The organism is Mesorhizobium sp. KR1-2, from assembly GCF_040045035.1.
GTDB lineage: Bacteria > Pseudomonadota > Alphaproteobacteria > Rhizobiales > Rhizobiaceae > Pseudaminobacter.
In genome coordinates, this window is the sequence record NZ_JBDZDS010000002.1 from 658,913 (window position 1) to 684,519 (window position 25,607).

Here is a 25,607-nt window from a genome sequence, read left to right on the forward strand (position 1 = left end):
AAGACATCAATTGCCCGACGACATCATCGTGAAAGACAGCAACGGAACCCGGCTCAACGACGGGGACTCGGTGACCTTGATCAAGGACCTGAAAGTCAAGGGCACGTCGGAGACCATCAAGCGCGGCACGCTGGTGAAGAACATTCACCTGACCGACAACCCTGCCGAAGTCGAGTGCAACACCAAGCAGGTGAAGGGTCTGGTTCTGCGGACGGAGTTTTTGAAGAAGGCTTGAGCGGCTCTCAAGCGCCTCGGCATCAAGCCGGGTTCAAGCGGTAGGAATTTTCGAGAGGCCGCTTTTACCGCCGCCGCCATGGCGGCTCCGAGCGCGCAACGCGCGAAGATATTCGGCCGGCACGGCCGTACTGAAAAGCGCGAGGGCAGTTGTCTGCCCTCGCGCTTTGTCGTTCAAGCCAGTTGCCGGCGCATTTCCCGCGACGACGGCAGGAAGACCGTCAGCAGGCCCAGCAACGGCAGGTAGGAGCAGATCTGGTAGACGAAGTCGATGCCCTTGGCGTCGGCGACGATGCCCAGCACGGCGGCGGCAATGCCGCCCATGCCGAAGGCAAAGCCGAAGAAGATGCCCGAGATCATGCCCACGCGGCCCGGCACCAGTTCCTGCGCGAACACCACGATGGCCGAGAAGGCCGAAGCCAGGATCAGGCCGATCAGCACCGTCAGGATGCGGGTCCAGAACAGGTCCGCATAGGGCAGCGCCAGCGTGAAGGGCAGAACGCCCAGGATCGAGAACCAGATCACGAACTTGCGGCCGAAGCGGTCGCCGATCGGGCCGCCCGCCACCGTGCCGACCGCGACGGCGCCGAGGAAGATGAACAGCAGCACCTGCGCTTCCTGCACCGAAACGCCGAACTTATGGATGACGTAGAAGGTGTAGTAGCTCGACAAACTAGCCATATAGATGTTCTTGGTGAACACCAGCGTCGCCAGCACCACCAGCGCAATCGCCACCTTGCGGCGCGGCAGGGCGATGCTGCCGGACTTCGCAAGGCGCTTGGCCGAGGTCGCGCCGTGGCGCCTGTACCAGCCGCTGACCTGCCACAGTACCATCATGCCCAGCAGCGCCGCGGCCGAGAACCAGGCCACGCTCGTCTGCCCTTTGGGCACGACGATGAAGGCGGCCAGAAGCGGCCCCAGCGCGGAGCCGAAATTGCCGCCCACCTGGAACAGCGACTGAGCCAGGCCGAAGCGGCCACCGGACGCCAGCCGCGCCACGCGCGAGGATTCGGGGTGGAACACGGCCGAGCCGATGCCGATCATCGAGGCACCCAGCAAGAGCATCGGATAGTTGCCTGCATGCGAGAGGATCAGCAGGCCGCACATGGTCGAGCCCATGCCCAGCGGCAGCGAATAAGGCATCGGCCGCTTGTCTGTGTACATGCCGATGAGCGGCTGGAACAGCGAGGCCGTGACCTGGAAAGCCATTGTCAGCAGGCCGATCTGCCAGAAGTCCAGGCCATAGCCCGTCTTCAGCATCGGATAGATCGCCGCTAGCAGCGACTGCATCATGTCGTTGAGAAGGTGACAGAAACTCACCGCCAGAATGATCGCGAAAACAGTGTTGTCCGCTTGGATCCGGCCAGCTGTAGTCGATGCATCGGTCACGATGGTCATCCCATTCAAGGGCGGCAAAAGGCGCATGGCTCCGTTGCGGCACGTTGCCTGCCACCGCCAAGTTAGACCCGGCTCCATAGCCGCGTCATATGTCAGGCGGCGACCTTTCCTTGGGTCAGGCCGCCGCCCCGATTTCGGATCGCTCAGCGGTCGCCGAGGTCGCGCACGGCTCCACGGTCGGCCGAGGTCGCGAAAGCCGCATAGGCCTTCAGCGCGGTCGTCACCTTGCGCTTGCGCTGTTCGGCCGGCTTCCAGCCCTTGGCGTCCTGCTCGGTGCGGCGGGTGGCCAGCGTCGCATCGTCAAGGCGCAGGCTGATCGTGCGGTTGGGGATATCGATGTCGACGATGTCGCCATCGCGCACCAGCCCGATCGCGCCGCCAGTGGCAGCTTCCGGCGAAACGTGGCCGATCGACAGGCCCGAGGTGCCGCCCGAGAAACGGCCATCGGTGAGCAGCGCGCAGGCCTTGCCCAAGCCCTTCGACTTCAGATAGCTGGTCGGATAGAGCATTTCCTGCATGCCCGGACCGCCGCGCGGCCCCTCGTAGCGGATCACCACCACGTCGCCGGCCTGCACCTCGTTGCCGAGGATGCCCTTCACCGCCGCGTCCTGGCTCTCGAACACCTTGGCCGGGCCGGAGAACTTCAGGATCGACTCGTCGACGCCGGCGGTCTTCACCACGCAACCGTCGAGCGCGATGTTGCCCTTGAGCACGGCAAGGCCGCCATCCTTCGAGAAGGGATGCTCGGCCGAGCGGATGACGCCGTTAGCGCGGTCGAGGTCGAGCTCGTCCCAGCGACGGTCCTGGCTGAAGGCGACCTGCGTCGGCACGCCGCCCGGAGCCGCCAGGAAGAAGTCGCGCACGCTCTGGCTCTTGGAGCGCGAAATGTCCCAATGCTCGAGCGCTTCGCCGAGGGTCGCGGTGTGGACGGTCGGCAAATCCCGGTTGAGCAGGCCCGCTTTGTCGAGCTGGCCCAGGATCGCCATGATGCCGCCCGCGCGATGCACGTCTTCCATGTGCACGTCGGCCTTGGCGGGCGCGACCTTGCACAGCACCGGAACGCGGCGCGACAGGGCGTCGATGTCGTCCATGGTGAAGTCGATCTCGCCCTCGTGCGCGGCGGCCAGGATGTGCAGCACCGTGTTGGTGGAGCCACCCATGGCGATGTCCAGCGTCATGGCGTTCTCGAACGCCTGCTTGGAAGCGATGTTGCGCGGCAGCACGTTTTCGTCGTTCTGCTCGTAATAGCGCTGGGCCAGGTCGACGATGAGATGGCCGGCCTCGACGAACAGCCGCTTGCGGTCGGCATGCGTCGCCAGCGTCGAGCCGTTGCCGGGCAGCGAAAGGCCGAGCGCCTCGGTCAGGCAGTTCATCGAGTTGGCGGTGAACATGCCCGAGCACGAGCCGCAGGTCGGGCAGGCCGAGCGCTCGATGACCTTCACGTCTTCGTCCGAGATCTTGTCGTCGGCCGCCGCAACCATGGCATCGACCAGGTCGAGCGCATGCTCCTTGCCGGCCAGCACCACCTTGCCGGCTTCCATCGGGCCGCCCGAAACGAAGACAGTGGGGATGTTGAGGCGCAGCGATGCCATCAGCATGCCGGGGGTGATCTTGTCGCAGTTGGAAATGCAGACCATGGCGTCGGCGCAGTGCGCATTGACCATGTATTCCACCGAGTCCGCGATCAGCTCGCGCGACGGCAGCGAATAGAGCATGCCGTCGTGGCCCATGGCGATGCCGTCGTCGACGGCGATGGTGTTGAACTCCTTGGCCACGCCGCCGGCCTTCTCGATCTCGCGCGCCACGAGCTGGCCGAGATCCTTGAGATGCACGTGCCCCGGCACGAACTGGGTGAAGGAGTTGACCACGGCGATGATCGGCTTGCCGAAATCGCTGTCCTTCATGCCGGTGGCGCGCCAAAGGCCGCGCGCGCCGGCCATGTTGCGGCCGTGGGTGGTGGTGCGGGAACGATAGGCTGGCATCGGAATCTTCCTAAGCTATGTCGTCTACTCCGGCATCGGTTCCCGCCGGGATCGCTCGACAAAACAAGCAATTGCGGGATGCAGCCGATCTTTTCGCAAGCGACCGCAACCCTGCCCGCAGACACCTTTCAGGCGGCAAAAGCCGGAGCAACCCCGTCTCTCGCGCCCGAACCGTACCCGCGGTTACTCCCTCTTAGCGAAAATCCGACGCCGCGTCACCCTCTGGCATGCAAATTTGCCGCAATTGGTTCAGCGACGATCGCGCTGGCCTACTCGACCGCGTCCTTCCTCTCCGCGCTCACGCTGCGCATGAACTCGGCGAGCACCTGCCGCTGTATTGGGCTCATATGTAGGCCGAGCTTGGTGCGCCGCCATAGCACGTCCTCGGCAGTCTCGGCCCATTCCTGTTCCATCAGGTAGCGAACCTCTGCCTCATAGAGGTCCGCGCCGAAATTGCGGCCGAGATCGGCAGCCGAACTCGCCTCGCCGAGCAACGCGAAGGCACACGTGCCGTAAAGCCGCGTCAGCCGGCGGGCGTGGGCGGCATCGAGGAAGGGATAGGCGTGCGTGAGCTTTTCCACCTGGCCTTCGAAGCCGGTGTCGAAGAAATCGCCGCCCGGCAGCGGCGCGCCGGCGGTCCACGGCTTGCCGCGCTGCCCGAGATGGGCCTCGATCTTCTCCAGCATGGATTCGGCCAGGCGACGGTAGGTGGTGATCTTGCCGCCGAAGACGTTGATGATCGGCGCGCCTTCGGCATCGTCCGCCTTCAGCACGTAGTCGCGCGTCGCTTCCTGCGCCTTGGAAGCGCCGTCGTCGTAGAGCGGCCGCACCGCCGAATAGGTCCAGACGATGTCCTCGCGCCGCACGGCCTGGGCAAAATACTCGCTCGCCGCTGCGCAAAGATAATCGGTCTCGGCTTCGCTGATCCTCACATCGTGCGGATCGCCCTTGTAGTCCCGGTCGGTGGTGCCGATCAGCGTAAAATCGTCCTCGTAGGGGATGGCGAAGATGATGCGCCCGTCCTTGTTCTGGAAGAAATAGGCGCGCGGATCGTCGAACTTCTTGCGCACGATGATGTGGCTACCCTGCACCAGCCGCACATTGTGCACGTCGGCCTTGCCCAACGGCCCGGACAGAACCGCGTCCACCCAGGGGCCGGCGGCATTGACGACGAGGCGCGCCCTCACCTCGTGCTGCGCGCCGGTGCGCGTATTTTCCAGCCGTACCACCCAGTGGTCGCCCTCGCGACGCAAGCCGATCACGCGGGTGCGGGTGCGGATGTCGGCGCCACGGTCGGCCGCGTCGCGCGCATTCAGCACCACGAGACGGGCATCGTTGACCCAACCGTCGGAATATTCGAACGCCTTGGAGAATAGCGGCTTCAGCGGCTTACCAGCCGGGTCACGGCGCATGTCCAGCGTCTTTGTCGCCGGCAGTAGCTTGCGGCCGCCGATATGGTCGTAAAGGAAGAGGCCGAGCCGGATCAGCCAGGCGGGGCGCAGGCCCTTGGCGAAGGGCAGCACGAAGCGCATCGGCCAGATGATGTGCGGCGCCATCTTCCACAGCACCTCGCGCTCCATCAGCGCTTCGCGGACCAGCCGGAACTCGTAATGCTCGAGATAGCGCAGGCCGCCGTGGATGAGCTTGGTCGAACCCGAGGAGGTGCCGCTGGCGAGGTCGTTCATCTCTGCAAGGCAGACCGAATAGCCGCGGCCGACGGCGTCGCGGGCAATGCCGCAGCCATTGATGCCGCCGCCGATGATGAAGATGTCATGGATAGGAAGTTCGCTCACGGGCTGCACTCGATGCGCTCTCGGTCCGGATTTCCGGCCATTACCTCAGTCGATTTAGAAATATTTCGAAACCAGAACGAATGTCAAACGAAAATACGCCTATCGGCGCTACACTTTCGTGGATACCCGGTGTCTCCCTTAGGAATGGCGCGATCACGCACTTTCGATAAACTCGTCCGTCCTTCAAAACGAAAGCAAAGTCGGCTCACAAACGACAAAAACGAAAGCCGGCTTTTCCACACCTGACCAGCGGCCGGGGACTGGGATTGACGCGCTGCCCGTCTCTGCCCATAAATGTCGCCGTCAAGTTCTCAGGGCGGGGCGAAATTCCCCACCGGCGGTAAGAGCGAAAGCTCGAGCCCGCGAGCGCTTTCCGGGACATCCGGAAAGGTCAGCAGATCCGGTTGAATTCCGGAGCCGACGGTCATAGTCCGGATGAAAGAGAACGAACGGAGCCGCAAGCCGCCCGCAGTGGGTGGAAGGCGCTTCGTCTCGTGCGTCCTGATTCTGGGCATGAACAGAAGGAAGGACCCATGAATCAGATATCCCCTCGCGAATTCGAAACCCGCCGCGTCGCCGTCATCCGCGCGCGCTGGCATGCCGACATCGTCGACCAGTGCGTGAACTCGTTCATCGAGAACACGCAGGCGCTGTCGAACGGCAAGACCGTCGTCGATGTCTTCGACGTACCGGGCGCGCTGGAAATTCCCCTGCATGCCAAGCTGGTCGCCGAGACCGGCCGCTATGACGCCATCCTCGGCGTCGCCTTCGTGGTCAACGGCGGCATCTATCGCCACGACTTCGTGGCCGGCACCGTGCTCGACGGCATGATGACCGTGCAGCTTGAGACCAATGTTCCGGTGCTGTCGGCCGTGCTCACCCCGCACAATTTCCACGAAAGCGAGGAACACCACAGGTTCTTCTTCGAGCACTTCACGGTGAAGGGCAAGGAGGCCGCCAACGCCTGCCACCAGATCCTCGATGCGCGGGTAGCAGTCGCCGCGTAGACCTTGAACAATCACTGCGTGGCCGCAGGGCGGCCACGCAGATTGCCTGGAGCACCCGGCACAAGCCTTCCACAGCCCTCCAAGCAGCCGCAAGAATCCGGCTTGCTATCCGCAAAGGCACTTAATAGACTGTAAAGTAACCGTGGGAGGACGGATGAAAATTGCGGAGGAGGACGCCGTTGCCGGCGGTGCCAGAGCCAAGCTGGAAGCGCGGCGGTCGACCATTTTGGGCGACCGCGTCAAGGCCTATCGAACTGCAAGGCGGCTGACCCTGCGCCAACTCGGCGACATGGTAGGCACGACCGCCAGCTTTCTCAGCCAGCTCGAGCGCGGCCTTTCGGGAGCCAACACCTCGACCCTGATGCTGATCGCCAACGCGCTCGGCATCAGCGTCGCCGACCTTTTCGATGAAGCCGAGATCTCGCCGCACCAGGTGCTTACGCGCGCCGAGCGGCCGGCGCTGCCGGTGAGCGAAGGCTATCGCAAGACGCTGCTGTCGAGGCGTCCCATCCACGCCGTCGAAGTCTATTCCGGCGAGTTCGCCGTCGGCGGCTCGACCGGCGACCAGCCCTACACGCATGGCGACGCGCACGAGATGTTCATCGTACTGCGCGGGCGCCTGCAGCTCACGCTCGGCGAGGAGAGCTTCATCCTCGGCGAAGGCGACAGCATCGAATACGCCACCTCGACGCCGCACAAGACCATCAACATCGGCGACACGCCGGCCGAGGTGCTGTGGATCATTGCGCCGCCCACCAGCGGCGCCGTCGATCTCGACCAATACGTGGCCCGGAAACCACTCGCATCCGGGCCGCCACAAACAGACAGCGGGTTATTGGAGGAAGTATAGAATGAGTACCAAATCGACACTGTTCGGCATCGCCGGCGCAACCGCGCTCGCGCTGATTGCCAACGCAGCCATGGCGCAGGATGCTCCGCCAGCCGGCACCATCGTGGACGGCTCGCTCAAGGGCAAGACGCTGACCTTCGTGTCCTATGGCGGCATCTACCAGGATGGCCAGGTCGCGGCGATGAAGGACTTCGTCGACAAGACCGGCGTGACGCTGCTCAATGACGGCCCCACCGAGATCGCCAAGCTGCAGGCGCAGGTGGAATCCGGCAACGTTACCTGGGACGTCGTCGATACGGACGACCTGCCGCCCTACGTGCATTGCGGCACGCTGTTCCAGAAGCTCGACTTTTCCAAGCTCGACATCTCGCACATCCCGCCCGGCCAGGTCGGCGAGTGCAGCGTGCCGGCGATGAACTACGGCATCGTTCTCATGTACAAGAACGACACCTACAAGGATAACCCGCCCAAGGACTGGAAAGATTTCCTCGACACCGAGAAGTTCCCCGGCACACGCGCTATCGACGGCAGCGGCAGCCCGATCGGCGCGCTGATCGAGCAGGCCGTGCTCGCCGAAGGTGGCTCGGCAGAGAACATGACCAAGGAAGATATCGACAAGGGCATCGCCAAGATCAAGGCAATCGGCCCCGACACGATCTTCTGGAAGACGGGTGCTGAATCCCAGCAGCTCGCCGAATCCGGCGAAGCCGACATGATCATGATGTGGACCGGGCGCGCCATGACCGCCGTGAACAACGGCGCCCAGTACACACCCGTCTGGCAGGACTGGATGGTCGTGATGGATCAGATGACCATTCCGGTCGGCGTGAAGGACACGGATGCGGCCTACGCGCTGATCAATGCCTATCTCGGCAAGAAGGAGCAGGAGATCCTGACCGAACAGACCTCCTATTCGCCGATCAACGGCGAGGCCCAGCCAAACGTTGACGCGTCGGTCGCCGCCTTCCTCACCAACACGCCTGATCGCGTGAAGCAGGGCTACCAGCAGAACATCAAGTTCTGGGTCCAAAACTTCGACTACGCCTCCGAGAAGTGGACGGCGCTCATGGCCGGCAACTAAGCCATACTCCAGACCGGGGCTGAAAGATTGAGCCAGACTATTAACACGACCGCGTCCGGGGGTTTCGACCCCCGGCAGGCAGATCGCGCGGCAACGCCGCAGCGACGGTGGCGGCTTGCCGCCTATCCATCCCTGCTGACGCTGCCGGCCGTCCTGCTGCTGATCGCGGCAATGGCCTATCCGCTGCTGACGATCGTGTCGCGCAGCTTCTCCGAACCCGAATGGGGCTTGCAGAACTACGTCTGGTTCTTCTCCACCCCGGTCAACCTCCAGGTGCTGGCCCGCACCTTCTCCATCTCGGCCTGGGTCACGCTCGTCTGCGTGATCGCGGCCTATCCTTACGCCTATCTCATGACGGTCGTCGGCCCGCGCATGCGGCTGGTGCTCATCATGTGCGTGCTGGTGCCGTTCTGGGTCAGCGGCGTGGTGCGCACGCTGGCATGGGTCATCCTGCTGCAGGATTCGGGCGTCATCAATTCCATCATCAAGTCGGTCGGCCTCGGCCCGGTGAAACTCATCCGCACGCCCACCGGCGTCGTCATCGGCATGGCGCAGGTGCTGCTGCCCTTCATGATCCTGCCGCTCTATTCGGTCATGCGCGGCATCGACCTCAGGCTGGTGCAAGCCGCGCGTAGCCTCGGCGCGCGCCCCTCGCTTGCCTTCCTCCAGGTCTATCTGCCGCTGTCGCTGCCCGGCGTGTTTGCCGGCGCGATCATCGTCTTCATCCTGGCGCTCGGCTTCTACATCACGCCGGCCCTGCTGGGCGGCCCGCGCAGCACCATGCTGTCGACGCTGGTGCAGAGCCAGGTGCTGAGCCTGCTCAACTGGGGCCGCGGCGGCGCCATGGGCGTGGTGCTCCTGGTGTCGACCTTCGTGCTGCTGGCTCTCGCCGCGCCGCTCATGCGCCAGCGCCACAAGCAATCGGCGAGGTCGTGACGATGAAGCCTTTCCGTATCATCCTCGGCCTGTTCTGCCTGCTGATCGCCGTCTGGCTGGTGATGCCCACGCTGGTCATCATCCCGATGTCGTTCAACGAGAAGAAGTCGCTGGCCTTCCCGCCGTCCGGCTTCTCCTGGCAGTGGTACGCCAATTTCTTCACCAACCCGGAATGGCTGACGAGCTTCTTCAACTCGCTCCGCGTCGCGGCCATCGTCGCCGTCGCCGCCACCGTCGTCGGCACGCTTGCCTCGCTGGGCCTCAGCCGCATGAAGCACTCCGGTGCCGGCATCCTGCGCGCGCTGCTGATCACGCCGATGATCGTGCCCGGCGTGGTTCTGGCGATCGGCATCTACGCCGTCTACCTCAACTACCAGCTCGTCGGCACAACGCTCGGCTTCGTCATCGCGCACACGATGCTGGCCATCCCGTTCGTCATCATCGCCGTGTCGGCGAGCCTTGAAGTGTTCGACGTACGGCTTGAGACGGCTGCCGCCAGCCTCGGCGCCAACCGCCTCACCACCTTCCGCACCATCACGCTGCCGCTGATCGCGCCCGGCATCCTCTCGGGACTGCTGTTCGCCTTCGTGACCTCCTTCGACGAGATCATCGTGGCACTCTTCATCACCAGCCCCTACCTGAAGACCCTGCCAGTGCAGATCTACACCAGTATCACCCGCGACGCCGATCCCACGGTCGCCGCCGTCGGAACCATCATCTTCCTAGCCACGTCGCTGATCATCACTGCGGGGCTGATCATCGGCTCGAACTCGAAAAGAAGCTGACATGCACACGACCAACATGTCCACGTCCGCAGGGCGCGCACGAGGCGCCGCCATCGGCATCCGAAATGCCACCAAGCGCTACGGAAATTTCACCGCGCTAGACGATGTCAGCCTGCACATCGAGCCGGGTGAGTTCATGACCCTGCTCGGCCCCTCCGGCTCGGGCAAGACCACCACGCTCAACGTGGTTGCCGGCTTCACCGACGTCACTTCCGGTGAACTGTCCGTCGGCGACCAGAGCATCGTCGGCGTGCCGGCGCACAAGCGCAATATCGGCGTGGTGTTCCAGCACTATGCGCTGTTCCCGCACATGACGGTGGGCAAGAACGTCGCCTATCCGCTCACCCTGCGTGGCGTCAACAAGGCCGAGCGCGACCGCCGCGTGGCGCGCGCTCTCGACATGGTCAAGATGGCCGACTTCGCCCATCGCTACCCCGCCCAGCTCTCCGGCGGCCAGCAACAGCGCGTGGCTCTGGCCCGCGCCATCGTCTTCGACCCGCCGCTGCTTCTGATGGACGAGCCGCTCGGGGCGCTCGACAAGAAGCTTCGCGAATGGCTGCAGCTGGAGATCAAGCGCATCCACCGCGAGCTCGGCACCACCTTCGTCTACGTCACCCACGACCAGGAGGAAGCGCTGGTGCTCTCCGACCGCATCGCCGTGTTCAACCGCGGCCGCATCGAGCAGGTCGGCACCGGCCGCGAGCTCTATGACGAGCCGGCGACGCTGTTCGTCGGCAAGTTCATCGGCGAATCCACTACCTTGCGCGGTGCGGCCGAAACCGCCGGCGGCGAGACCGGCCTGAGCATCGCCGGGCAGAAGGTGGCGGCCAGGCAGACGCTGTCCGGTGGCCGCAACCCAGTGATCCTGCTGCGCCCGGAAAAGCTGGCCATCGTCTCGCGCGGCACCTCGCTCGCCGACGGGCAGAACAGCCTGGCGGGCCAGGTCAGCGAAGCGATCTATCTCGGCTCCGGCTCGAAATACCAGGTCACGCTCAAGGATGGCTCGGTCGCCATCGTGCGCGCGTCGCTGGAAGCGGCATCGTTCTCGATCGGCGACGAGGTCGACCTGCGCTGGTCGATCGCCGACTCCAAGCTGCTGGCCGACGACGCCCAGGCCGACCTGACCCTGACCTGATCCTTCCCTCACTCCGCAGGACCCAAGACATGCACGCCAAAGTCAATGGCAACATCTCTTTCTGGTATGCCGATATCGGCCTGCCAGGCTATCGCGCGCCGCTGCCGGGTGATCTCGAAGCCGATGTCTGCATCGTCGGCGCGGGCTATACCGGTCTATGGACGGCCTATTATCTGAAGAAGGCCGATCCCTCGATCCGCATCGCCATCGTGGAAAAGGAATTCGCCGGCTTCGGCGCCTCCGGCCGCAACGGCGGCTGGCTGTCGGGCAGCTTCAACTGGTCGCGCGAAAAATATCTGAAGACTTCCACGCGCGGCGCCGTCGTCGACATGCAGCGCGCCATGTACGGCACGGTCAACGAAGTGGTCTCGGTGACCGAAGCCGAGGGCATCGACGCCGACATTTTGCGGGTCGACAACCTGACCGTCGCCACCAACAAGCCTCAGCTCGACCGCGCTCGCGCCGAGTATGAAGAGACGAAAGCCTGGGAAATGCCGGCGGACCGCCTTCAATTCCTGAGCGCGCAGGAAGCCCGCGAGCGCATCAACATTCACAACGTCCAGGGCGGCTATGTACTGCGCGGCATGGCGCGGGTGCAGCCGGCCAAGCTGGTGCGCGGGCTTTCGGACGCCGTCGAGCGCCTCGGCGTGCCGATCTACGAGCAGACCACGGTGCTCGGCATCGAGAAAGGCAAGGTCACGACCAATCGCGGCACCGTGCGCGCGCCGATCATCGTGCGTGCGACGGAGGGCTTCACCGCCGGCATTCCCGGCAATGAACGGCTGTGGCTGCCGCTCAACAGCGCCCAGATCGTCACCGAGCCCGTTTCGGATGAGCTCTGGGAGGAGATCGGCTGGAAGGGTCACGAACTGCTCGGCGACGCGGCGCACGCCTATTGCTACGCCCAGCGTACCCGCGAGGGCCGCATCACCATGGGCGGACGCGGCGTCCCCTATCGTTTTGGGTCGAAGACCGACGTGCGGGGCCAGACCCAGCAGGAAACCATCGACGCGCTCTACAAGATCCTGATGCGGCTGCTGCCGCAGACCCGCAACCTCAAGATCGACCATGCCTGGTGCGGCGTGCTGGGCGTGCCGCGCGACTGGTGCACCACCGCCGGTTTCGACGAGGAAACCGGCATCGCCTGGGCCGGCGGCTATGTCGGCCTCGGTGTGTCGAGCTCGAACCTGTCGGGCCGCACGCTGCGCGACCTCATCCTGCGCCGCGACACCGAGCTCACCCGCCTGCCCTGGGTCAACCGCAGGGTGCGCAAGTGGGAGCCCGAGCCCATGCGCTGGCTGGGCGTGCACTCCATGTACCAACTCTACCGCATCGCCGACGAGCGCGAGGAAGCCGGCCTTCAGCAGACTTCAAAGCTCGCAGCCCTTGCCGACAGCATCACTGGGCACTGAGCCCGGCGAGCGCAAACTGAATTCCCCTTCAACACTTGGCATTTTAGTACCTACTCGGAGATTTTCATGATCGATTTCCAGACCTTCGCCCACCTCGCCAGCATTGATCTCGGCGCGCCGGAACCCAAGCCCACTTCGATTGAGGGCAACCAGGAAGAGGCGGCGGCGACGCTGTGGACCTCGCCGGACGGCAAACTGGAAATCGGCGTGTGGGAGTGCACGCCCGGTCGCTTCACCGCCGCACGCGATCACAATTCGGAGACCTGCCACATCGTGTCTGGCCGCGTCTCGCTGCACGGCCCGGACGGCCGCACGCAAGAGGTGCGCGCCGGCGAAGTGCTGGTGCTGCCCAAGGGCTGGCGCGGCGAGTGGACGATCCATGAGAAGACGCGCAAGCTCTACATCATGCATCAGGAAGACTGAGCCGCCTCACCGGCCGCATTCCGCAAATCCCTACTGGCGCTCGGGCCCGAAAAGTTGCAAACTTTTCGGGTCGAGACCATTCGCCGAAACAAGGAGTTAGAGCTCCAGCTCCGCCTGTGGCGGAGTGGTTCGGGCTCTTGAGAGCGGCATGGACCAGCAACACCATGGCAATCACGGCGCGGTCACCTTCCGCGCGGTTCGCGACGGCAAGGCGGTCAAGATCGATGCCGACGAGATCGAGGTCACGCTGGCCAACGGCGTGCGTTTCACCTTGTCGGCGACGTCGAGACCCGGCGGCGGCGTGACGCTGCACATTCCCGAGCACGATCCGGACGCCCTGCAGTTCGGCGCCTTCTCCATCGAGCCCGGCGCGGCCAACACGATCTTCGTGCGCGCCGTGCTTTACGACCGGGACGCCGAGGACGGATTGCGCCCGGAAGACCTCAACGCTTCGAACGACGACTGAGCTGGGCCGCGCGATCCATCGGGTTAGACAGGTTTAGGACCTCTCAATCTGGCTGCGAAACGGTTTGGCCTTGAATCTGACCTATTCCCAACCCCAGCGCACCGGGTCGAACAGCCGCCAGTTGGTTGGCTGCTGGCACATTCCTGAATCCGCCGGGCGATCGTCGCAGCCCCGGTCGTAGCGCGAGTACTCCGGTGTGCCGACACTCTGGCATCCGGCAATCGCGGTCACGACCGCCAGCAACGTCCACGTCATGTATCGCCGCATCATCCTCTCCTACATGCATTCGGGCGCGGGGCTTTCGGCCGCAATTAGCGCACAACGCACGAGCGGTGAAATCGCTCCGCGAGCCGGCAAAGCGTTCCCCGCAACCTCCTGACAAGGTCGCCCGAGACCTGCCAAAGCATTCGAAATCGGGCCCGGCGACTTCCAGCAATTTGCCGGGCCCGAAGCACTTTGGCACCCCTCCCGGTATCTTGAATATTGCCCTCTGGATCGCCATTTTTATTGCAACTTCCTTCACTGTTGCGCGTTTATGGGGTGCAGCGTACTAGGGGCGGCAATCATGGACTATGGGTGGTTCGATAAGCCGGTGTCGATATCGCTTGGGCTTACCAGAGATGTCTACAACGTCACCAATGCTCGCCAGGCTGTCGACATCCTCACGAACCGCTGGCCCACTGCAGGCTCCAAGACGCATCGCGATGCACGTCAGGCTTGTCTCGAGGTTCTGCAGGGCACGAAGAAGGCCGAAGTGGCGCGGGCAGCATTCACCGAAGCTGCGCGCGAGGCCGGAATCCTGTTCGAGTGAGCGAGACAGGGAGGAAAGGATGGACAGTCTGCAGTTTTTCATGCCGGTTCGGCTGGCACTTGAGGCCGGGGAGCCGGTCACGGAAATCTACAATGTCGACCAGGCAGTGGACTTCCTCCTCAATTGGCCCGTCGGGCGTCAGGGGCCGGTCTACCAGCGCGCGCTGAACGCATGCTTCGCCGCCACGGTCGGCCAGGAAACGACGGAGAAGGCGCGCAAAGCCTTCTTCAACTTCGCTCGGGTCGGTGGCCTTCTGGCCAAGGACGTCTCGATCCTGACATCGGGGGCTGCTCGCAGCCGGCTGAGACGCAGCCGCGCGAAATTGTCCCTGCAGATCCATTAGATATCGGTCTTCGGCCGGGCATCCGCTGGCAAGCCAGCCGCACATGACGGCAGATCAAAGTAAAAGACCGGGCGCCCATGACAGGACGCCCGGTCTTTTTCATTCAAGGCCGAGGGAAGCTCAGTTCGCCGCCACCGCAGCCGATCCGCATATGCCTTCGGAAGCCAGAATTGCCTGGAACTCGGCGGCCGAGAGGAAGCCCAGCCGCTCGAGGGTTTCGAGGACGGTCGCCCCGGTGTCCTGCGCGGTCTTTGCCACCTGCACGGCCTTCTCGTAGCCGATATGGGGCACCAGCGCGGTCGCCAGCACCAGGCTGCCGCGCAGCTGCTCCTCGCAATGGGCGGCGTTGGCCTGGATGCCGACCACGCAGCGCTCGCGCAGCACCGTCGCGGCGCGCGTCAGCATGCGGATCGAATTCAGCACGTTGAACACGACCACCGGCTCCATGGCGTTAAGCTGGAACTGCGCGGCCTCGGCGGCCATCGCCACCGTCACGTCGTTGCCCATGACCTGATAGGCCACCTGCGTCACCACCTCGGGGATAACCGGGTTGACCTTGCCGGGCATGATCGATGAGCCTGGCTGAACCGCCGGCAGCGAGATTTCGCGCAAGCCCGCGCGTGGGCCACTGCTGAGTAGCCTGAGATCGTTGCAGATCTTGGACAGCTTGATCGACACGCGTTTCAACGCGCCGGAGAAGCTGACCAGCGCGCCGAGGTCGGAGGAGGCTTCGATCAGGTCGCGGGCGCGGCTGAACTCGTAGCCCGACACGGCCGACAGATGCGCGATCGCACGTTCGCAATAGCCGGCAGGAGCCGCGATGCCCGTGCCGATCGCGGTTCCGCCCAGATTGACCGGCCTGAGCAGCTCGGCCGTCTGCCGCAAATGCTTGGCGTCTTCCTCCATTGCCACAGCGAAGGAGGCGAACTCCATCCCCAGCGTCATCGGCACGGCGTCCTGAAGCTGGGTGCGGCCGACCTTGGAGATGCCGGAAAACGCCTTCGCCTTTTCCGAAAATGCCTCGGCGAGATGCTGAAGCGCAGCCACCAGTTCCTCATGCTGCATCAGCACCGCCACGCGAACGGCGGTGGGATAGGCGTCGTTGGTCGACTGTGAGCGGTTCACGTGGTCATTCGGATGAAGATGCACGTAGTCGCCGCGCGCGCGGCCCATCTTCTCCAGGCCGACATTGGCGATGACCTCGTTGGCGTTCATGTTGGTGGACGTTCCCGCGCCGCCCTGCACCATGTCGACGACAAAATGCTGGTGATGCCTGCCGGCGATGATCTCGTCGCAGGCCTGCACGATGGCTTCCGCCTGCGCGGGCGTGATCGTCCCCAGCTCCTCGTTGGCAAGCGCAGCCGCCTTCTTGACCATGGCCAGCGCACGCACCAGTTCCGGGTACTCGTTCAGCAGAACGCCGGTGATCGGGAAGTTTTCGACCGCGCGCGCGGTCTGCACGCCGTAGAGGTGCTCCTGCGCCAAGCGCATCTCGCCAAGCAGGTCGCTTTCAATCCGCGTCGCCGAGTCCGACGCGCTCGGTTCAGGCTGCATATCCATGATGAGGGAAAAGTCCGTATTCTTTGGGAGGGGAAACGAATCGTGCGTGCAGCTACAGGGCGACGCCAAACCGGATCTGTGTAATCTACAGTGGCGCGGATGGCAAACAGGGAGTTCCCGTGCGGAAGCTCCCTGTCTGGTTTAATGGTGGCGTCCCCTCCCTCTATCGCATCGTGGCGATGACGCGCTCCGGCGCCCCCTTCGAACGGACCCGCCGCGCGCCCAGCACACGCCGCCGGCATGATCCGAACGGCGCAAGTCAGAGCTCGATCTTAGGGCCGCCACCCGCGTTTCCCCCTCCGGGGAGAGGCGCATCCAGCGCGGTCGAACCCGTCGTCAATAAGAGCGAAACCGGCCACATGGCCGGCTGCACGCGTGCAGCCGGCCACGCCGACACCAGCGCCAGGACATGAAACTGGCGCTGTAGCCGGATCCGCGAGCGGGCCAGATTAGTCGGCGCTGCCGGACTTAGGAGGCTTGCCGTGGTGGTGGTCCTTCCCGCCATGGTGCTTATGATCTTTCCCGTGGTGGTGATGGTGACCGCCGCCGCCTGAAGCCACGTTGTTATTGCCGTTGTTATTGCCGTTGTTCGACCCGCTGTTGTTGTTGCCGTTGTTGTCGCCGTTGTTCGAACCTGAATTGTTATTTCCGTTGTTATTGCCGTTGTTCGAACCTGAATTGTTATTTCCGTTGCTGTTGCCGTTGTTCGACCCGGTGTTGTTGTTGCCGTTGTTATTTCCGTTGTTCGCCCCCGTATTGTTATTACCGTTGTTGTTGCCGTTGTTAGATCCGACATTGCCATTGCCGTTGTTGTTGCCATTGGAGCCGCCAGCGCTGGTGCTGACATGTCCAGCAGCCGCAAGGGTCGTCATCGCGACAAGTGCCGTAGCGGCGAGGAAGAGCTTCTTCATGTTGGGTTCCTTTCGTCGGTGAATACTTCAACTCAAGAAAGCGACCCTCCAATACACAAAGAGCCGCCGGCAATTGGTCATTGTTGACGATGGGCTGATTGATAACAAATCAGGATAAACACTTTTATTTGATTAGCCTCATGAAACAATAATTATGAAAATTACTGACTTAGCGGCGATAAAACCTGACTATATACTCAATTAGTGTATTTGATTTTGTCCGACAAATTCCTATCGACATCAGGAATATACCCCCCTATTTCCCGGGCATTTTCCCGACACGGACGGGCAAAATTTGAAAAAGAGGCGCAGTGCGCGGCCGAACAGCTCCCGAAGCCCAGCGGAACCATTTCATTGGCACTCCATTTGACCAGACGCAACCAATCGACCCGTTAGCAACTGACTGGAGAGGACTGCGTCATGACGTTTAAAATGCTTTCGGGCGGCGGGCTTCATGAGGCCGGCCACCTGCAAGTCTGCCTTCGAGCCTGGCTAGATTGTTCCCGGCGCGCCAGGGCGGGATCGGAGCCAAGAAAATGCTTTTCGGCCACCTTGCATTGATCTGCGCCGCGGTTTTCACGGGCGCTGCGCTGTACATCAACGTCGCGGAGCAGCCGGCACGCCTTACCCTCAATGACGTGGCCCTGCTCTCGGAATGGAAGCCTGCCTACAAGCGCGGCTTCGCAATGCAGGCCCCGCTCGCGGCCGTCGGCTGTGTGCATGGGCTGATCGCGTGGTGGCAGTTGGGCGGACTTTGGTTCCTGGTCGGCGCCATCCTGATGATCGCCAACTGGCCGTGGACGCTCCTGGCCATCATGCCCACGAACAACGAACTCATGGCCTCCGACGAGACAAAGGCAGGTCCGCAAACACGGACCCTGATCCAGAAATGGGGCACGCTCCACGCGGTCCGGACGCTTCTCGGCGCACTGGCCGCGATCGCATTTCTCGTCGGCCTTTCCACGGCGTGAGCCCGGCGCGGCGCCCCTCCCGACGCCTTCCTCCTATACGACCCCGTCCACCTTTGTATGATTTCGATGCAACCGAGAGCCAAGTCGCGCGTTCTGCCCTGCCCCGTGTAACGTCGGGCCTGCGCAATCAGCTCAGGTTCGCGCCATTTGGAGACACTCATGAACACCAAGCGTTTCACACAGCCTGTCGCGATCTTTGTCGGCCTCGGCTTTCCCCGTGACGTCGACAACGTCTGGGAAGCCTATGAGGCGCTGATAGAGTGGAATGGGAATCGCGGACCGATGCACGCAATGGCACTCAACGTCTGCCGAAGCGCGCTTACCAACGAGACCGACGTCGACGCAGCTCGCATCGCTTTCATAGCGTTTGCGCGCTCCCGAGGCATTCTGGTGCCCGACGCACACGAGGAATCCACCTCGCGCGCCGCCGAGGAGTGGCTGGCGGCCTGACCTCGTCGCCACCCAGCCGAGCGGGACACCGTGACCGAACAAGCCCCGGCGCAAGCCGGGGCTTTTCCATCTGGACGGCCTCCGCCCACAAGGCTGGACTTTGTCAGGCCTCGCTATTCTGCTTGGCCTTCGCGTGCCACTCAAAGTCGATGGAGCCTTCCTCGGCCTTGTGGAAGAACTGCGAGCAGACCAGCCAGCCCTTCAACGGACGCAGCAGCGCCATGCAACTCAGCACCGTCAGCGGCAGCGTCGTGAACAGATGCGCCCAGAGCGGCAGGCCGAACGTCACCTGGAACCAGACGCCGAAGCCCAGTGCCGGCACGGCAGCGATGGTCATCGCGAAGAAGGCGGGTCCGTCCGCCGGATCGGCGAAGGAATAGTCGAGCCCGCAGACTTCACAGCGCGGTGCGAGCTTGAGGAAACCCGAGAAAAGGTGCCCCATCTGGCAGCGCGGGCAACGCCCCAGCGCGCCGGTCTTCATGGGATTGTCGGTGGGTGTGAAGCCTTCGGCCGAATATCTGCTCTGTGTCATGGTCGCCTCTTGCGACAGGTCGTGAAGCCCGGCGCAGTGCCGACCCGCCATTCATGTCCATACATAGGGCCCCAATCTGCCCTCATGTAACCGGTAGTGCATATAACTGACATATAATGCATGCAATGTATGGATTTTTCAGCAAGATATTGCATGCAAAATTGACGCAGGACACCGCGCCTCATGGGGCAAAGTGTCTACGTCGACTTTTGGCCTTTTTGGGATCAGGATAAGAGCGATAGTGAGGCTGGGTAATATTCGTCGGCGATCGGAAGGTCTTCGGCTTGTGCGCAGCCTTGTGCAGCATTGGTAGTGCTTGCAGAAGGGGTCCCAGATGTTCGGACTGACAGCACTTGAACTGGCCCGCATACAGTTCGGCTTTACCGTCTCCTTCCACATCATCTTTCCCGCAATTACGATCGGGCTTGCAAGCTACCTCATGGTGCTGGAAGGGCTCTGGCTGTGGAAGCGCGACACGGCCTATCGTGACCTCTACCTGTTCTGGTCGAAGATCTTTGCAGTCAATTTCGCCATGGGCGTCGTCTCGGGCCTGGTCATGGCTTACCAGTTCGGCACCAACTGGAGTTATTTCTCGGCCTTCGCCGGTGGCGTCACCGGCCCCCTGCTCGCCTACGAGGTGCTGACCGCCTTCTTCCTTGAGGCCGGCTTCCTGGGCGTGATGCTGTTCGGCTGGAACAAGGTCGGGCCGGGCCTGCACTTCTTCTCCACCATCATGGTTGCGGCCGGCACGCTGATCTCCGCCACCTGGATCCTTGCTTCCAACAGCTGGATGCAGACCCCGCAGGGCTTCGACATCGTCAACGGCGTGGTGGTGCCGGTGAACTGGCTGGAGGTCATATTCAACCCCTCCTTCCCCTACCGCCTCGCGCACATGACCGTTGCCGCCTATCTGTCGACAGCGCTTTTCGTCGGCGCATCCGGCGCCTGGCATCTCCTGCGCGGCAACGACAATAACCGCGTGCGCACCATGCTTTCCATGGCCATGTGGATGCTGCTGTTTTCGGCACCGGTGCAGATCTTCATCGGCGACCTGCACGGCCTCAACACGCTGAAATACCAGCCCGCCAAGATCGCCGCTGTCGAGGGCCATTGGGAGAACAAGCCGGGCGAGGCCGTGCCGCTGACCCTCTTCGGCTGGCCGGACATGCAGAAGGAAGAGACGCTCTATGCGCTGCAGGTGCCGCGCCTCGGCAGCATCATCCTGACCCACACATGGGACGGCCAGTTCCCGGGCCTCAAGGAATTCGCGCCCGAAGACCGGCCGAACTCGACCGTGGTGTTCTGGAGCTTCCGCGTCATGGTGGGGCTCGGCGCGCTGATGCTGCTGCTCGCCCTTTGGGCTCTGTGGCTGCGTTGGAAGGGCCATCTCTTCCAGGCGCGTCCGTTCCTGCGCTTCGCCACATTGATGGGTCCAACCGGCCTGATCGCCATCCTCGCCGGCTGGTTCACCACCGAGATCGGCCGCCAGCCCTGGGTCGTCTATGGCATCATGCGCACGGCGGATGCGGTGTCTGGCCATTCGGCGCTGGCGATGAGCGCCACGCTCGCCGCGTTCATAGTGGTCTATTTCATCGTCTTCGGCGTCGGCACAAGCTACATGCTGAAGCTGGTTGCCAAGGGCCCCGAAGACCACGAGCCGTCGGAAGAGGAACACATCACCGGCCGACCGTCCCGTCCGCTTTCGGCCGCACCGGACCAGATGGAGTTGTTCACGCCCAACAACCACGGCAGGAAAGGCTGATACGATGGGCATCGATCTTCCCGTAGTCTGGGCCTTCATCATCGCTTTCGGCCTGATGATGTATGTCGTCATGGATGGTTTCGATCTCGGCATCGGCATCCTGTTCCCCTTCGTGCGCGACCGCGAGGATCGCGACGTGATGGTCAACACGGTGGCTCCCGTGTGGGACGGCAACGAAACCTGGCTGGTGCTGGGCGGCGCAGCACTCATGGCTGCCTTTCCCCTCGCCTATTCGATCATCCTCAGCGCGCTCTACCTGCCTCTGGTGCTAATGCTGCTGGGCCTGATCTGGCGCGGCGTGGCCTTCGAATTCCGCTTCAAGGCCGACCCGCACCATCGGGCCTTCTGGGACCATGCCTTTGCCTGGGGCTCCTATATCGCGACCTTCTTTCAGGGCGTGTCGCTCGGCGCCTTCCTCAACGGCTTTGCGGTCGAGAACGGGGCCTATGCCGGCGGCGCGCTCGACTGGGTCACGCCGTTCAGCCTGTTCACCGGTGTTGGCCTGCTCGTCGCCTATTCGCTTCTCGGCAGCACCTGGCTGATCATCAAGACCGAAGGCGCGCTGCAGGCACGCATGATCGCGCTTGCCAGGCCGATCACGCTGTTGCTGCTGGTGCTCATCGGCATCGTCAGCCTGTGGACGCCGTTTGCCCATCCGGCGATCGCCGAGCGCTGGTTCAGCTTCCCCAACATCGTCCTGTTCTCGCCGGTGCCGGTGCTGGTGCTGGTCAGCACCTGGCTTATCCTGCGCAGCCTGCAGGGCGAGCCGCATGGGGGGCCGTTCTTGCTGGCGCTTTTCCTTTTGTTCCTCGGCTATAGCGGGCTTGCCATCAGCCTGTGGCCAAACATCATCCCGCCGGACATCTCTATCCGCGCAGCCGCCGCGCCGCCGCAAAGCATGGGCTTCACGCTGGTGGGCGCGCTGTTCATCATTCCCATCATCCTCGCCTATACGGCCTGGTCCTATTACGTCTTCCGCGGCAAGGTGAAGGCCGGAGAAGGCTACCACTGATGACCGTGCAATCCCCTTCGCCCAACTGGCCGAAGCGGATCGGCTGGTTGGTGCTGATCTGGGCCGCCAGCGTGCTGAGCCTTGGTCTTGTGGCGCTCGCCTTCCGCATCTTGATGAACCTCGCGGGCCTCACCGCCTGACCCGACACCGGAGCTATCCCATGTACACCAGCGTTTCGCGGGCGCTTGAGCCGCGCGATTTTCACGACCGGATCTATGCCGGCCAGGTGCTTCGTCTCGACGCACTTCAGCCGATGCACAATCTGGTCGACTTCACGCGCACCTTCCTCGAAGAAGCATTCGCGCCTTTCGCACCCATCGAGATACACAGGCACCTGTCACACCAGCAGCAGACGGAGAGCTTTGCGCAGCGGCAGCGCGACTTTGCCCGCTCGCCCGAGGCGAGGCGGTTGTGGCGCGCGGTCTTCGAGGCGGCGGGGCTCGATGCGGACGGTCTGGCGCGTGACAGCCTCTACCTGCGGTTCCAGCCGCACCAGGACCCCGGCAGCGTTGTGCCGCGTGCCCGCACGACGGCGACCATCGCCTTCCATCGCGACACCTGGGGCTCGAACCTCTATGCGCAGACGAACTGGTGGGCGCCGATCTACGAAATCGAAGCCGGCCGCACATTCGCGATCTACCCCTCGCTATGGGATCGCCCGGTCGCCAACACCAGCGCCGGCTTCGACCTTGCCGCCCTTCTGGAGCGGTCGAAGGCCGGCGGGCGCAACGCGGTCAATGCCGACGAGGCAATCCCGCATCTGACCGAGCAACTGGAGGTAGCCGATGCCACCCCGGTGGTGATCGCGCCGGGCGAGATCATCGCCTTCTCCAGCGCGCATGCCCATGCCGGCGTGCCGAACGCGACCGGACTCACGCGCATTTCGCTCGAAACCCGCACGCTCTGGATCGACGATGTTCGCGAAGGCCGCGGCGCGCCCAATGTCGACGGCCATGCGCCGTGGATGTCGCCGGGCATGTTCCGACGCGTGAGCGACGAGGTGGCGCTCAACGAAATCCTCGGCATGGCGCGTGTCGTGCCGTTCGCCGGGCCGTTTCCGCCGGCGCGTCAAACCACCATCGACGCCATGGCCGATTGCTGATCGAGCAGCTCAGCGATTTTCTGCAGGCTGGCCGAGAGCGAGGCCCTATCGGGAGCGGCCCCGAGGCCCAGCCGGACGGCTTCGGGCGCAGTCCCGCCAACCGAAAAGGCATCGCTGGTGACCACGCCGATGCCTTCCGAGCGCAGGCGCGCGGCAAAGTCGCCGCGGCTCCAATGGCTTGGGAGTTTCAGCCAGGCATGAAAGCCTTCGGGGTTTGCCTGCACGAGTTCCGGCGGCAAGGTCTGCGAAACGATCGCCTGCCGCTCCCGCGTCTCCTTCCGGATCGCGGCGAGAACCGCCTGCGCAGTCCCGTCCTCGATCCAGCGCGTGGCGATGGCCATGGTCAGCGGAGAAGCCATGCCCGCCGTCGCCCTGATGGCGCCGGCAAGTTGCGCAAGGCTGCGCCCCTCGGGCACGACCAGATAAGCAACGCGCAAGGCCGGCGCGACGCATTTGGCAAGACCGGCGATGTGATAGGTGATATCGGGCGCCAGCGCCGCAAAGGGCGCCAGAGGGTTCAGCGGCAACGCGCCATAGGCGTCATCCTCGATGATGAGCACATCGTGCTCGCGCGCGATCGCCGCGATGCGTTCGCGCCGGGCGAGCGACAGCGTCGCCGTCGTCGGATTGTGCAGCGTGGGATTGCAGTAAAGGACCTTCGGCGCACGCTCGCGGCAAAGCTCTTCGAAGGCCTCCGGAACAAGCCCCTCGGCATCGACCGCCACACCGGCAACGCGCAGGCGCAGGTGCTCGGCTGCGGCCAGAAACCCTGGATAGGTGAGCGCTTCGGCTGCGACGGTTTCACCCGGAGCGACCAGGGCGCCCAGCAAAGCGAGCATCACCCCTTGCGCGCCGGGGCAAACCAGCAGCCGCTCGGCACCGATCTCGCCGAGCCGTGGCGCCAGCCATGTGGCACCCGCGGCGCGGTCGCGCGACGTGCCGCCAGCCTCCTGATAACGCATCAGAAGCTCGATCCCATCGCTGGCCTGCAGCCCAGAGATGCCGTCCCACATCCGGCCGGCAAGCTCCGGATCGTCAAAGCGTGGCGGCAGGTTCATGCTCATGTCGATGACACCGGTGACCAGGGGTGCCGGTCCCGCCTGCCGCCTTGCCCGCACATAGGTGCCCTGCCCCACGCGACCCTCGACCAGACCGCGCTTGCGGGCCTCCGCATAAGCCCGGCTCACGGTGGTGAAATCTATGCCCAGTTGGTCGGCCAGCGTCCGCTGCGGCGGCAGCCGGAAGCCGGCGGGCAGCCGGCCGGAGGCGATGTCAGCCGACAGCGCATCGGCGATCGCCAGATAGAGGGGGCCATCGGCCTTGGAGATCGAAGGCGACCAGTTCATCGTCATCGCACCGAAAATCTAAACGTCCAATATCCATATATATGCATGATGTATGCCAAAGGCCACCGCCTGCGAGGTGATGGCCGGCATTACGATTTGGCTAAAGGCAGAGCCGACAGCAACTTTGCCAAAGCCTGAGACGTCCAAGGGTCGGTCCTGCGAAGATCAGCAGATTGTCCGCCTGCGGCAGGCACGATCTCGAAGCGCGGCGGAGGCTGACCGCAGACCCGACGGTCTACATTGCATTGAAATACATCAAGTTTTCAGGTTGAGGGCAGATTGACGATCTTCTTCGCAGCGAAATAGTATGACCTATCGAGAGGGGCCCCGCCGGAGGAAAATCCATGACCATCAGACTGGGCCTTGTCGGCCTGGGCAAGATTGCGCGCGACCAGCATCTTCCCGCCATCGCGGCGACGGAGGGCGTCGAACTCGCCGCCATCGCGAGCCGCCATGCCGGATTGCCGGGCTTTCCCTATTTCCACGACGTCGACGCGCTTCTCGCCAGCGACACGGCGGTCGACGCCATCTCGCTCTGCACACCGCCGCAAGGACGCTTCGAGCAGGCGCAGGCCGCCCTTGCCGCCAGCAAGCATCTGATGCTGGAAAAGCCGCCCGGCATGTCGATCGCGGAAGTGGAGGCGCTCGGCCGCATGGCGCGCGCCAAGGGCCTGACGATCTTCGCCACATGGCATTCGCGCGAGGCGGCGGGCGTCGAGCCTGCTCGCGCCTTCCTGGCGGGCAAGACCATCCGCTCCGTCCACATCGACTGGAAAGAAGACGTGCGCCACTGGCACCCTGGCCAGCAATGGATCTGGGAGCCGGGCGGCCTCGGCGTCTTCGACCCCGGCATCAACGCCCTTTCGATCGTCACGCGCATCCTGCCGGAGCCGATGCATCTCGTCGCCTCGACGCTGGACTTTCCGGAAAACCGCCACGCGCCGATCGCCGCTTCGCTGGCCTTCCGCACGGCTTCGGGCGCGCCCGTCGAGGCGGTGTTCGACTGGCGCCAGACCGGCCCGCAGACCTGGGACATTCGCGTTGCAACCGACGGCGGCGAGCTCGTTCTTTCGCAGGGCGGCAGCCGTCTCGCCATAGACGGCGTGCAGCGCATGGCCGAGCCCGACACGGAATATCGCAATCTCTACCGGCGCTTCGTCGAACTCGTGGGCGCCGGCGGCTCAGACTTCGACCTGTCGCCGCTGATCCACGTGGCGGATGCCTTCCTGCTCGGTCAACGGCGCGTCACAGACACCTTCCTCGACTGATGACGAGGCGGTGCCATTCGGCACCGCCTTCCCGCAC

Annotated in this window: 27 protein-coding genes and 1 riboswitch; of the genes, 19 read left to right on the plus strand and 8 right to left on the minus strand. The window is 63.7% G+C overall.

The genetic code is table 11. The features are described from left to right. Nucleotides 1-10 precede the first annotated feature (10 nt). Complete coding sequence (locus ABLE85_RS07345; RefSeq protein ID WP_348792037.1) at nt 11-235, plus strand: alkylphosphonate utilization protein; 225 nt, start codon at nt 11-13, stop codon at nt 233-235. 173 nt (nt 236-408) lie between these two features. On the opposite strand, the gene ABLE85_RS07350 is transcribed toward ABLE85_RS07345, so the two are convergent. From ABLE85_RS07350 to glpD, 3 genes are all read right to left on the minus strand, one after another. Continuing rightward, on the minus strand, nt 409-1,623 hold the full coding sequence (locus ABLE85_RS07350) for an MFS transporter (RefSeq protein WP_348792038.1): 1,215 nt from the start codon (nt 1,621-1,623) through the stop codon (nt 409-411). Between the two features lie 152 nt (nt 1,624-1,775). After that, nucleotides 1,776-3,614: a dihydroxy-acid dehydratase gene (ilvD, locus tag ABLE85_RS07355; RefSeq protein ID WP_348792039.1), complete on the minus strand. Its 1,839-nt coding sequence runs from the start codon at nt 3,612-3,614 to the stop codon at nt 1,776-1,778. A gap of 269 nt (nt 3,615-3,883) precedes the next feature. Further along, nucleotides 3,884-5,407: a glycerol-3-phosphate dehydrogenase gene (gene glpD / locus ABLE85_RS07360; protein ID WP_348792040.1), complete on the minus strand. Its 1,524-nt coding sequence runs from the start codon at nt 5,405-5,407 to the stop codon at nt 3,884-3,886. A gap of 303 nt (nt 5,408-5,710) precedes the next feature. Beyond that, a riboswitch (FMN riboswitch) is annotated at nt 5,711-5,858 on the plus strand. Between the two features lie 82 nt (nt 5,859-5,940). On the opposite strand from glpD, the gene ABLE85_RS07365 reads away from it, so the two are divergent. The 9 genes from ABLE85_RS07365 (at nt 5,941) to ABLE85_RS07405 (ending at nt 13,502) form a co-directional block, all read left to right on the plus strand. Next, nucleotides 5,941-6,414 (plus strand): 6,7-dimethyl-8-ribityllumazine synthase, encoded by a 474-nt coding sequence (locus ABLE85_RS07365; RefSeq protein WP_348792041.1) that lies wholly within the window; start codon nt 5,941-5,943, stop codon nt 6,412-6,414. 154 nt (nt 6,415-6,568) lie between these two features. Then, the gene (locus tag ABLE85_RS07370; RefSeq protein ID WP_348792042.1) at nt 6,569-7,264 is read left to right on the plus strand and encodes an XRE family transcriptional regulator; all 696 of its coding nucleotides are present in this window, start codon (nt 6,569-6,571) and stop codon (nt 7,262-7,264) included. Between the two features lies 1 nt (nt 7,265). Further along, on the plus strand, nt 7,266-8,345 hold the full coding sequence (locus ABLE85_RS07375) for an extracellular solute-binding protein (protein WP_348792043.1): 1,080 nt from the start codon (nt 7,266-7,268) through the stop codon (nt 8,343-8,345). A gap of 132 nt (nt 8,346-8,477) precedes the next feature. Further along, on the plus strand, nt 8,478-9,281 hold the full coding sequence (locus tag ABLE85_RS07380; RefSeq protein ID WP_348792127.1) for an ABC transporter permease: 804 nt from the start codon (nt 8,478-8,480) through the stop codon (nt 9,279-9,281). Further along, nucleotides 9,278-10,066, plus strand: a complete 789-nt coding sequence (locus ABLE85_RS07385) for an ABC transporter permease (protein WP_348792044.1) — start codon at nt 9,278-9,280, stop codon at nt 10,064-10,066. Before ABLE85_RS07380 ends, ABLE85_RS07385 begins: the two co-directional genes overlap by 4 nt. 1 nt (nt 10,067) lies before the next feature. Then, nucleotides 10,068-11,201 carry an ABC transporter ATP-binding protein gene (locus ABLE85_RS07390; RefSeq protein WP_348792045.1) on the plus strand — a complete coding sequence of 378 codons (1,134 nt, stop codon included), beginning with the start codon at nt 10,068-10,070 and terminating at the stop codon, nt 11,199-11,201. A 29-nt stretch (nt 11,202-11,230) separates the two neighbouring features. Beyond that, nucleotides 11,231-12,613: an FAD-binding oxidoreductase gene (locus tag ABLE85_RS07395; protein ID WP_348792046.1), complete on the plus strand. Its 1,383-nt coding sequence runs from the start codon at nt 11,231-11,233 to the stop codon at nt 12,611-12,613. Nucleotides 12,614-12,679: 66 nt separating this feature from the next. After that, nucleotides 12,680-13,036 (plus strand): cupin domain-containing protein, encoded by a 357-nt coding sequence (locus ABLE85_RS07400; RefSeq protein ID WP_348792047.1) that lies wholly within the window; start codon nt 12,680-12,682, stop codon nt 13,034-13,036. Nucleotides 13,037-13,184: 148 nt separating this feature from the next. After that, nucleotides 13,185-13,502, plus strand: coding sequence for a hypothetical protein (locus tag ABLE85_RS07405; protein WP_348792048.1), 318 nt, complete (start codon nt 13,185-13,187; stop codon nt 13,500-13,502). 81 nt (nt 13,503-13,583) lie between these two features. Here ABLE85_RS07405 and ABLE85_RS07410 read toward each other — a convergent pair whose 3' ends face one another. After that, nucleotides 13,584-13,769, minus strand: coding sequence for a hypothetical protein (locus ABLE85_RS07410; protein ID WP_348792049.1), 186 nt, complete (start codon nt 13,767-13,769; stop codon nt 13,584-13,586). 298 nt (nt 13,770-14,067) lie between these two features. On the opposite strand from ABLE85_RS07410, the gene ABLE85_RS07415 reads away from it, so the two are divergent. Together ABLE85_RS07415 and ABLE85_RS07420 are read left to right on the plus strand one after the other, a co-directional pair. Next, nucleotides 14,068-14,313, plus strand: coding sequence for a DUF982 domain-containing protein (locus ABLE85_RS07415; protein ID WP_348792050.1), 246 nt, complete (start codon nt 14,068-14,070; stop codon nt 14,311-14,313). A gap of 19 nt (nt 14,314-14,332) precedes the next feature. Then, nucleotides 14,333-14,656, plus strand: coding sequence for a DUF982 domain-containing protein (locus ABLE85_RS07420; RefSeq protein ID WP_348792051.1), 324 nt, complete (start codon nt 14,333-14,335; stop codon nt 14,654-14,656). Nucleotides 14,657-14,776: 120 nt separating this feature from the next. Here ABLE85_RS07420 and ABLE85_RS07425 read toward each other — a convergent pair whose 3' ends face one another. Then, nucleotides 14,777-16,210 (minus strand): aspartate ammonia-lyase, encoded by a 1,434-nt coding sequence (locus ABLE85_RS07425; RefSeq protein WP_348792128.1) that lies wholly within the window; start codon nt 16,208-16,210, stop codon nt 14,777-14,779. Nucleotides 16,211-16,665: 455 nt separating this feature from the next. Next, nucleotides 16,666-17,127 (minus strand): hypothetical protein, encoded by a 462-nt coding sequence (locus tag ABLE85_RS07430; protein ID WP_348792052.1) that lies wholly within the window; start codon nt 17,125-17,127, stop codon nt 16,666-16,668. A 536-nt stretch (nt 17,128-17,663) separates the two neighbouring features. On the opposite strand from ABLE85_RS07430, the gene ABLE85_RS07435 reads away from it, so the two are divergent. Together ABLE85_RS07435 and ABLE85_RS07440 are read left to right on the plus strand one after the other, a co-directional pair. Beyond that, on the plus strand, nt 17,664-18,098 hold the full coding sequence (locus ABLE85_RS07435) for a DUF1772 domain-containing protein (RefSeq protein ID WP_348792053.1): 435 nt from the start codon (nt 17,664-17,666) through the stop codon (nt 18,096-18,098). A 159-nt stretch (nt 18,099-18,257) separates the two neighbouring features. Continuing rightward, nucleotides 18,258-18,548, plus strand: a complete 291-nt coding sequence (locus ABLE85_RS07440; protein ID WP_348792054.1) for a DUF982 domain-containing protein — start codon at nt 18,258-18,260, stop codon at nt 18,546-18,548. Between the two features lie 103 nt (nt 18,549-18,651). Here the strand turns inward: ABLE85_RS07440 and ABLE85_RS07445 are convergent, their stop codons facing one another. After that, on the minus strand, nt 18,652-19,029 hold the full coding sequence (locus tag ABLE85_RS07445) for a DUF983 domain-containing protein (RefSeq protein ID WP_348792129.1): 378 nt from the start codon (nt 19,027-19,029) through the stop codon (nt 18,652-18,654). Between the two features lie 385 nt (nt 19,030-19,414). Between ABLE85_RS07445 and ABLE85_RS07450 the strand changes: the two genes are divergently transcribed. The 4 genes from ABLE85_RS07450 to ABLE85_RS07465 are packed head-to-tail and all read left to right on the plus strand — an operon-like array spanning nt 19,415 to nt 22,956. Further along, nucleotides 19,415-20,842 carry a cytochrome ubiquinol oxidase subunit I gene (locus ABLE85_RS07450; protein ID WP_348792055.1) on the plus strand — a complete coding sequence of 476 codons (1,428 nt, stop codon included), beginning with the start codon at nt 19,415-19,417 and terminating at the stop codon, nt 20,840-20,842. Nucleotides 20,843-20,846: 4 nt separating this feature from the next. Further along, the gene (gene cydB / locus ABLE85_RS07455; RefSeq protein WP_348792056.1) at nt 20,847-21,854 is read left to right on the plus strand and encodes a cytochrome d ubiquinol oxidase subunit II; all 1,008 of its coding nucleotides are present in this window, start codon (nt 20,847-20,849) and stop codon (nt 21,852-21,854) included. Then, nucleotides 21,854-21,994: a DUF2474 domain-containing protein gene (locus ABLE85_RS07460; RefSeq protein WP_348792057.1), complete on the plus strand. Its 141-nt coding sequence runs from the start codon at nt 21,854-21,856 to the stop codon at nt 21,992-21,994. The genes cydB and ABLE85_RS07460 overlap by 1 nt, the downstream gene beginning before the upstream one ends. Before the next feature lie 20 nt (nt 21,995-22,014). Further along, nucleotides 22,015-22,956, plus strand: a complete 942-nt coding sequence (locus tag ABLE85_RS07465) for a hypothetical protein (protein WP_348792058.1) — start codon at nt 22,015-22,017, stop codon at nt 22,954-22,956. Here ABLE85_RS07465 and ABLE85_RS07470 read toward each other — a convergent pair. Continuing rightward, nucleotides 22,923-24,308 carry a PLP-dependent aminotransferase family protein gene (locus ABLE85_RS07470; RefSeq protein WP_348792059.1) on the minus strand — a complete coding sequence of 462 codons (1,386 nt, stop codon included), beginning with the start codon at nt 24,306-24,308 and terminating at the stop codon, nt 22,923-22,925. The two genes, ABLE85_RS07465 and ABLE85_RS07470, sit on opposite strands and share 34 nt — an antisense overlap. Nucleotides 24,309-24,646: 338 nt before the next feature. Between ABLE85_RS07470 and ABLE85_RS07475 the strand changes: the two genes are divergently transcribed. After that, nucleotides 24,647-25,570 (plus strand): Gfo/Idh/MocA family oxidoreductase, encoded by a 924-nt coding sequence (locus tag ABLE85_RS07475; RefSeq protein WP_348792060.1) that lies wholly within the window; start codon nt 24,647-24,649, stop codon nt 25,568-25,570. The last annotated feature ends 37 nt before the right edge of the window (nt 25,571-25,607 follow it).

Bases quoted from the DNA above. Each gene is read 5' to 3' on its own strand.
- ilvD (WP_348792039.1), bottom strand. From the start codon at position 3,614: ATGCCAGCCTATCGTTCCCGCACCACCACCCACGGCCGCAACATGGCC.
- ABLE85_RS07365 (WP_348792041.1), top strand. From the start codon at position 5,941: ATGAATCAGATATCCCCTCGCGAATTCGAAACCCGCCGCGTCGCCGTC.
- ABLE85_RS07370 (WP_348792042.1), top strand. From the start codon at position 6,569: ATGAAAATTGCGGAGGAGGACGCCGTTGCCGGCGGTGCCAGAGCCAAG.
- ABLE85_RS07375 (WP_348792043.1), top strand. From the start codon at position 7,266: ATGAGTACCAAATCGACACTGTTCGGCATCGCCGGCGCAACCGCGCTC.
- ABLE85_RS07390 (WP_348792045.1), top strand. From the start codon at position 10,068: ATGCACACGACCAACATGTCCACGTCCGCAGGGCGCGCACGAGGCGCC.
- ABLE85_RS07395 (WP_348792046.1), top strand. From the start codon at position 11,231: ATGCACGCCAAAGTCAATGGCAACATCTCTTTCTGGTATGCCGATATC.
- ABLE85_RS07400 (WP_348792047.1), top strand. From the start codon at position 12,680: ATGATCGATTTCCAGACCTTCGCCCACCTCGCCAGCATTGATCTCGGC.
- ABLE85_RS07405 (WP_348792048.1), top strand. From the start codon at position 13,185: ATGGACCAGCAACACCATGGCAATCACGGCGCGGTCACCTTCCGCGCG.
- ABLE85_RS07410 (WP_348792049.1), bottom strand. From the start codon at position 13,769: ATGCGGCGATACATGACGTGGACGTTGCTGGCGGTCGTGACCGCGATT.
- ABLE85_RS07415 (WP_348792050.1), top strand. From the start codon at position 14,068: ATGGACTATGGGTGGTTCGATAAGCCGGTGTCGATATCGCTTGGGCTT.
- ABLE85_RS07420 (WP_348792051.1), top strand. From the start codon at position 14,333: ATGGACAGTCTGCAGTTTTTCATGCCGGTTCGGCTGGCACTTGAGGCC.
- ABLE85_RS07425 (WP_348792128.1), bottom strand. From the start codon at position 16,210: ATGCAGCCTGAACCGAGCGCGTCGGACTCGGCGACGCGGATTGAAAGC.
- ABLE85_RS07430 (WP_348792052.1), bottom strand. From the start codon at position 17,127: ATGAAGAAGCTCTTCCTCGCCGCTACGGCACTTGTCGCGATGACGACC.
- ABLE85_RS07435 (WP_348792053.1), top strand. From the start codon at position 17,664: ATGCTTTTCGGCCACCTTGCATTGATCTGCGCCGCGGTTTTCACGGGC.
- ABLE85_RS07440 (WP_348792054.1), top strand. From the start codon at position 18,258: ATGAACACCAAGCGTTTCACACAGCCTGTCGCGATCTTTGTCGGCCTC.
- ABLE85_RS07445 (WP_348792129.1), bottom strand. From the start codon at position 19,029: ATGAAGACCGGCGCGCTGGGGCGTTGCCCGCGCTGCCAGATGGGGCAC.
- ABLE85_RS07450 (WP_348792055.1), top strand. From the start codon at position 19,415: ATGTTCGGACTGACAGCACTTGAACTGGCCCGCATACAGTTCGGCTTT.
- cydB (WP_348792056.1), top strand. From the start codon at position 20,847: ATGGGCATCGATCTTCCCGTAGTCTGGGCCTTCATCATCGCTTTCGGC.
- ABLE85_RS07460 (WP_348792057.1), top strand. From the start codon at position 21,854: ATGACCGTGCAATCCCCTTCGCCCAACTGGCCGAAGCGGATCGGCTGG.
- ABLE85_RS07465 (WP_348792058.1), top strand. From the start codon at position 22,015: ATGTACACCAGCGTTTCGCGGGCGCTTGAGCCGCGCGATTTTCACGAC.
- ABLE85_RS07470 (WP_348792059.1), bottom strand. From the start codon at position 24,308: ATGACGATGAACTGGTCGCCTTCGATCTCCAAGGCCGATGGCCCCCTC.
- ABLE85_RS07475 (WP_348792060.1), top strand. From the start codon at position 24,647: ATGACCATCAGACTGGGCCTTGTCGGCCTGGGCAAGATTGCGCGCGAC.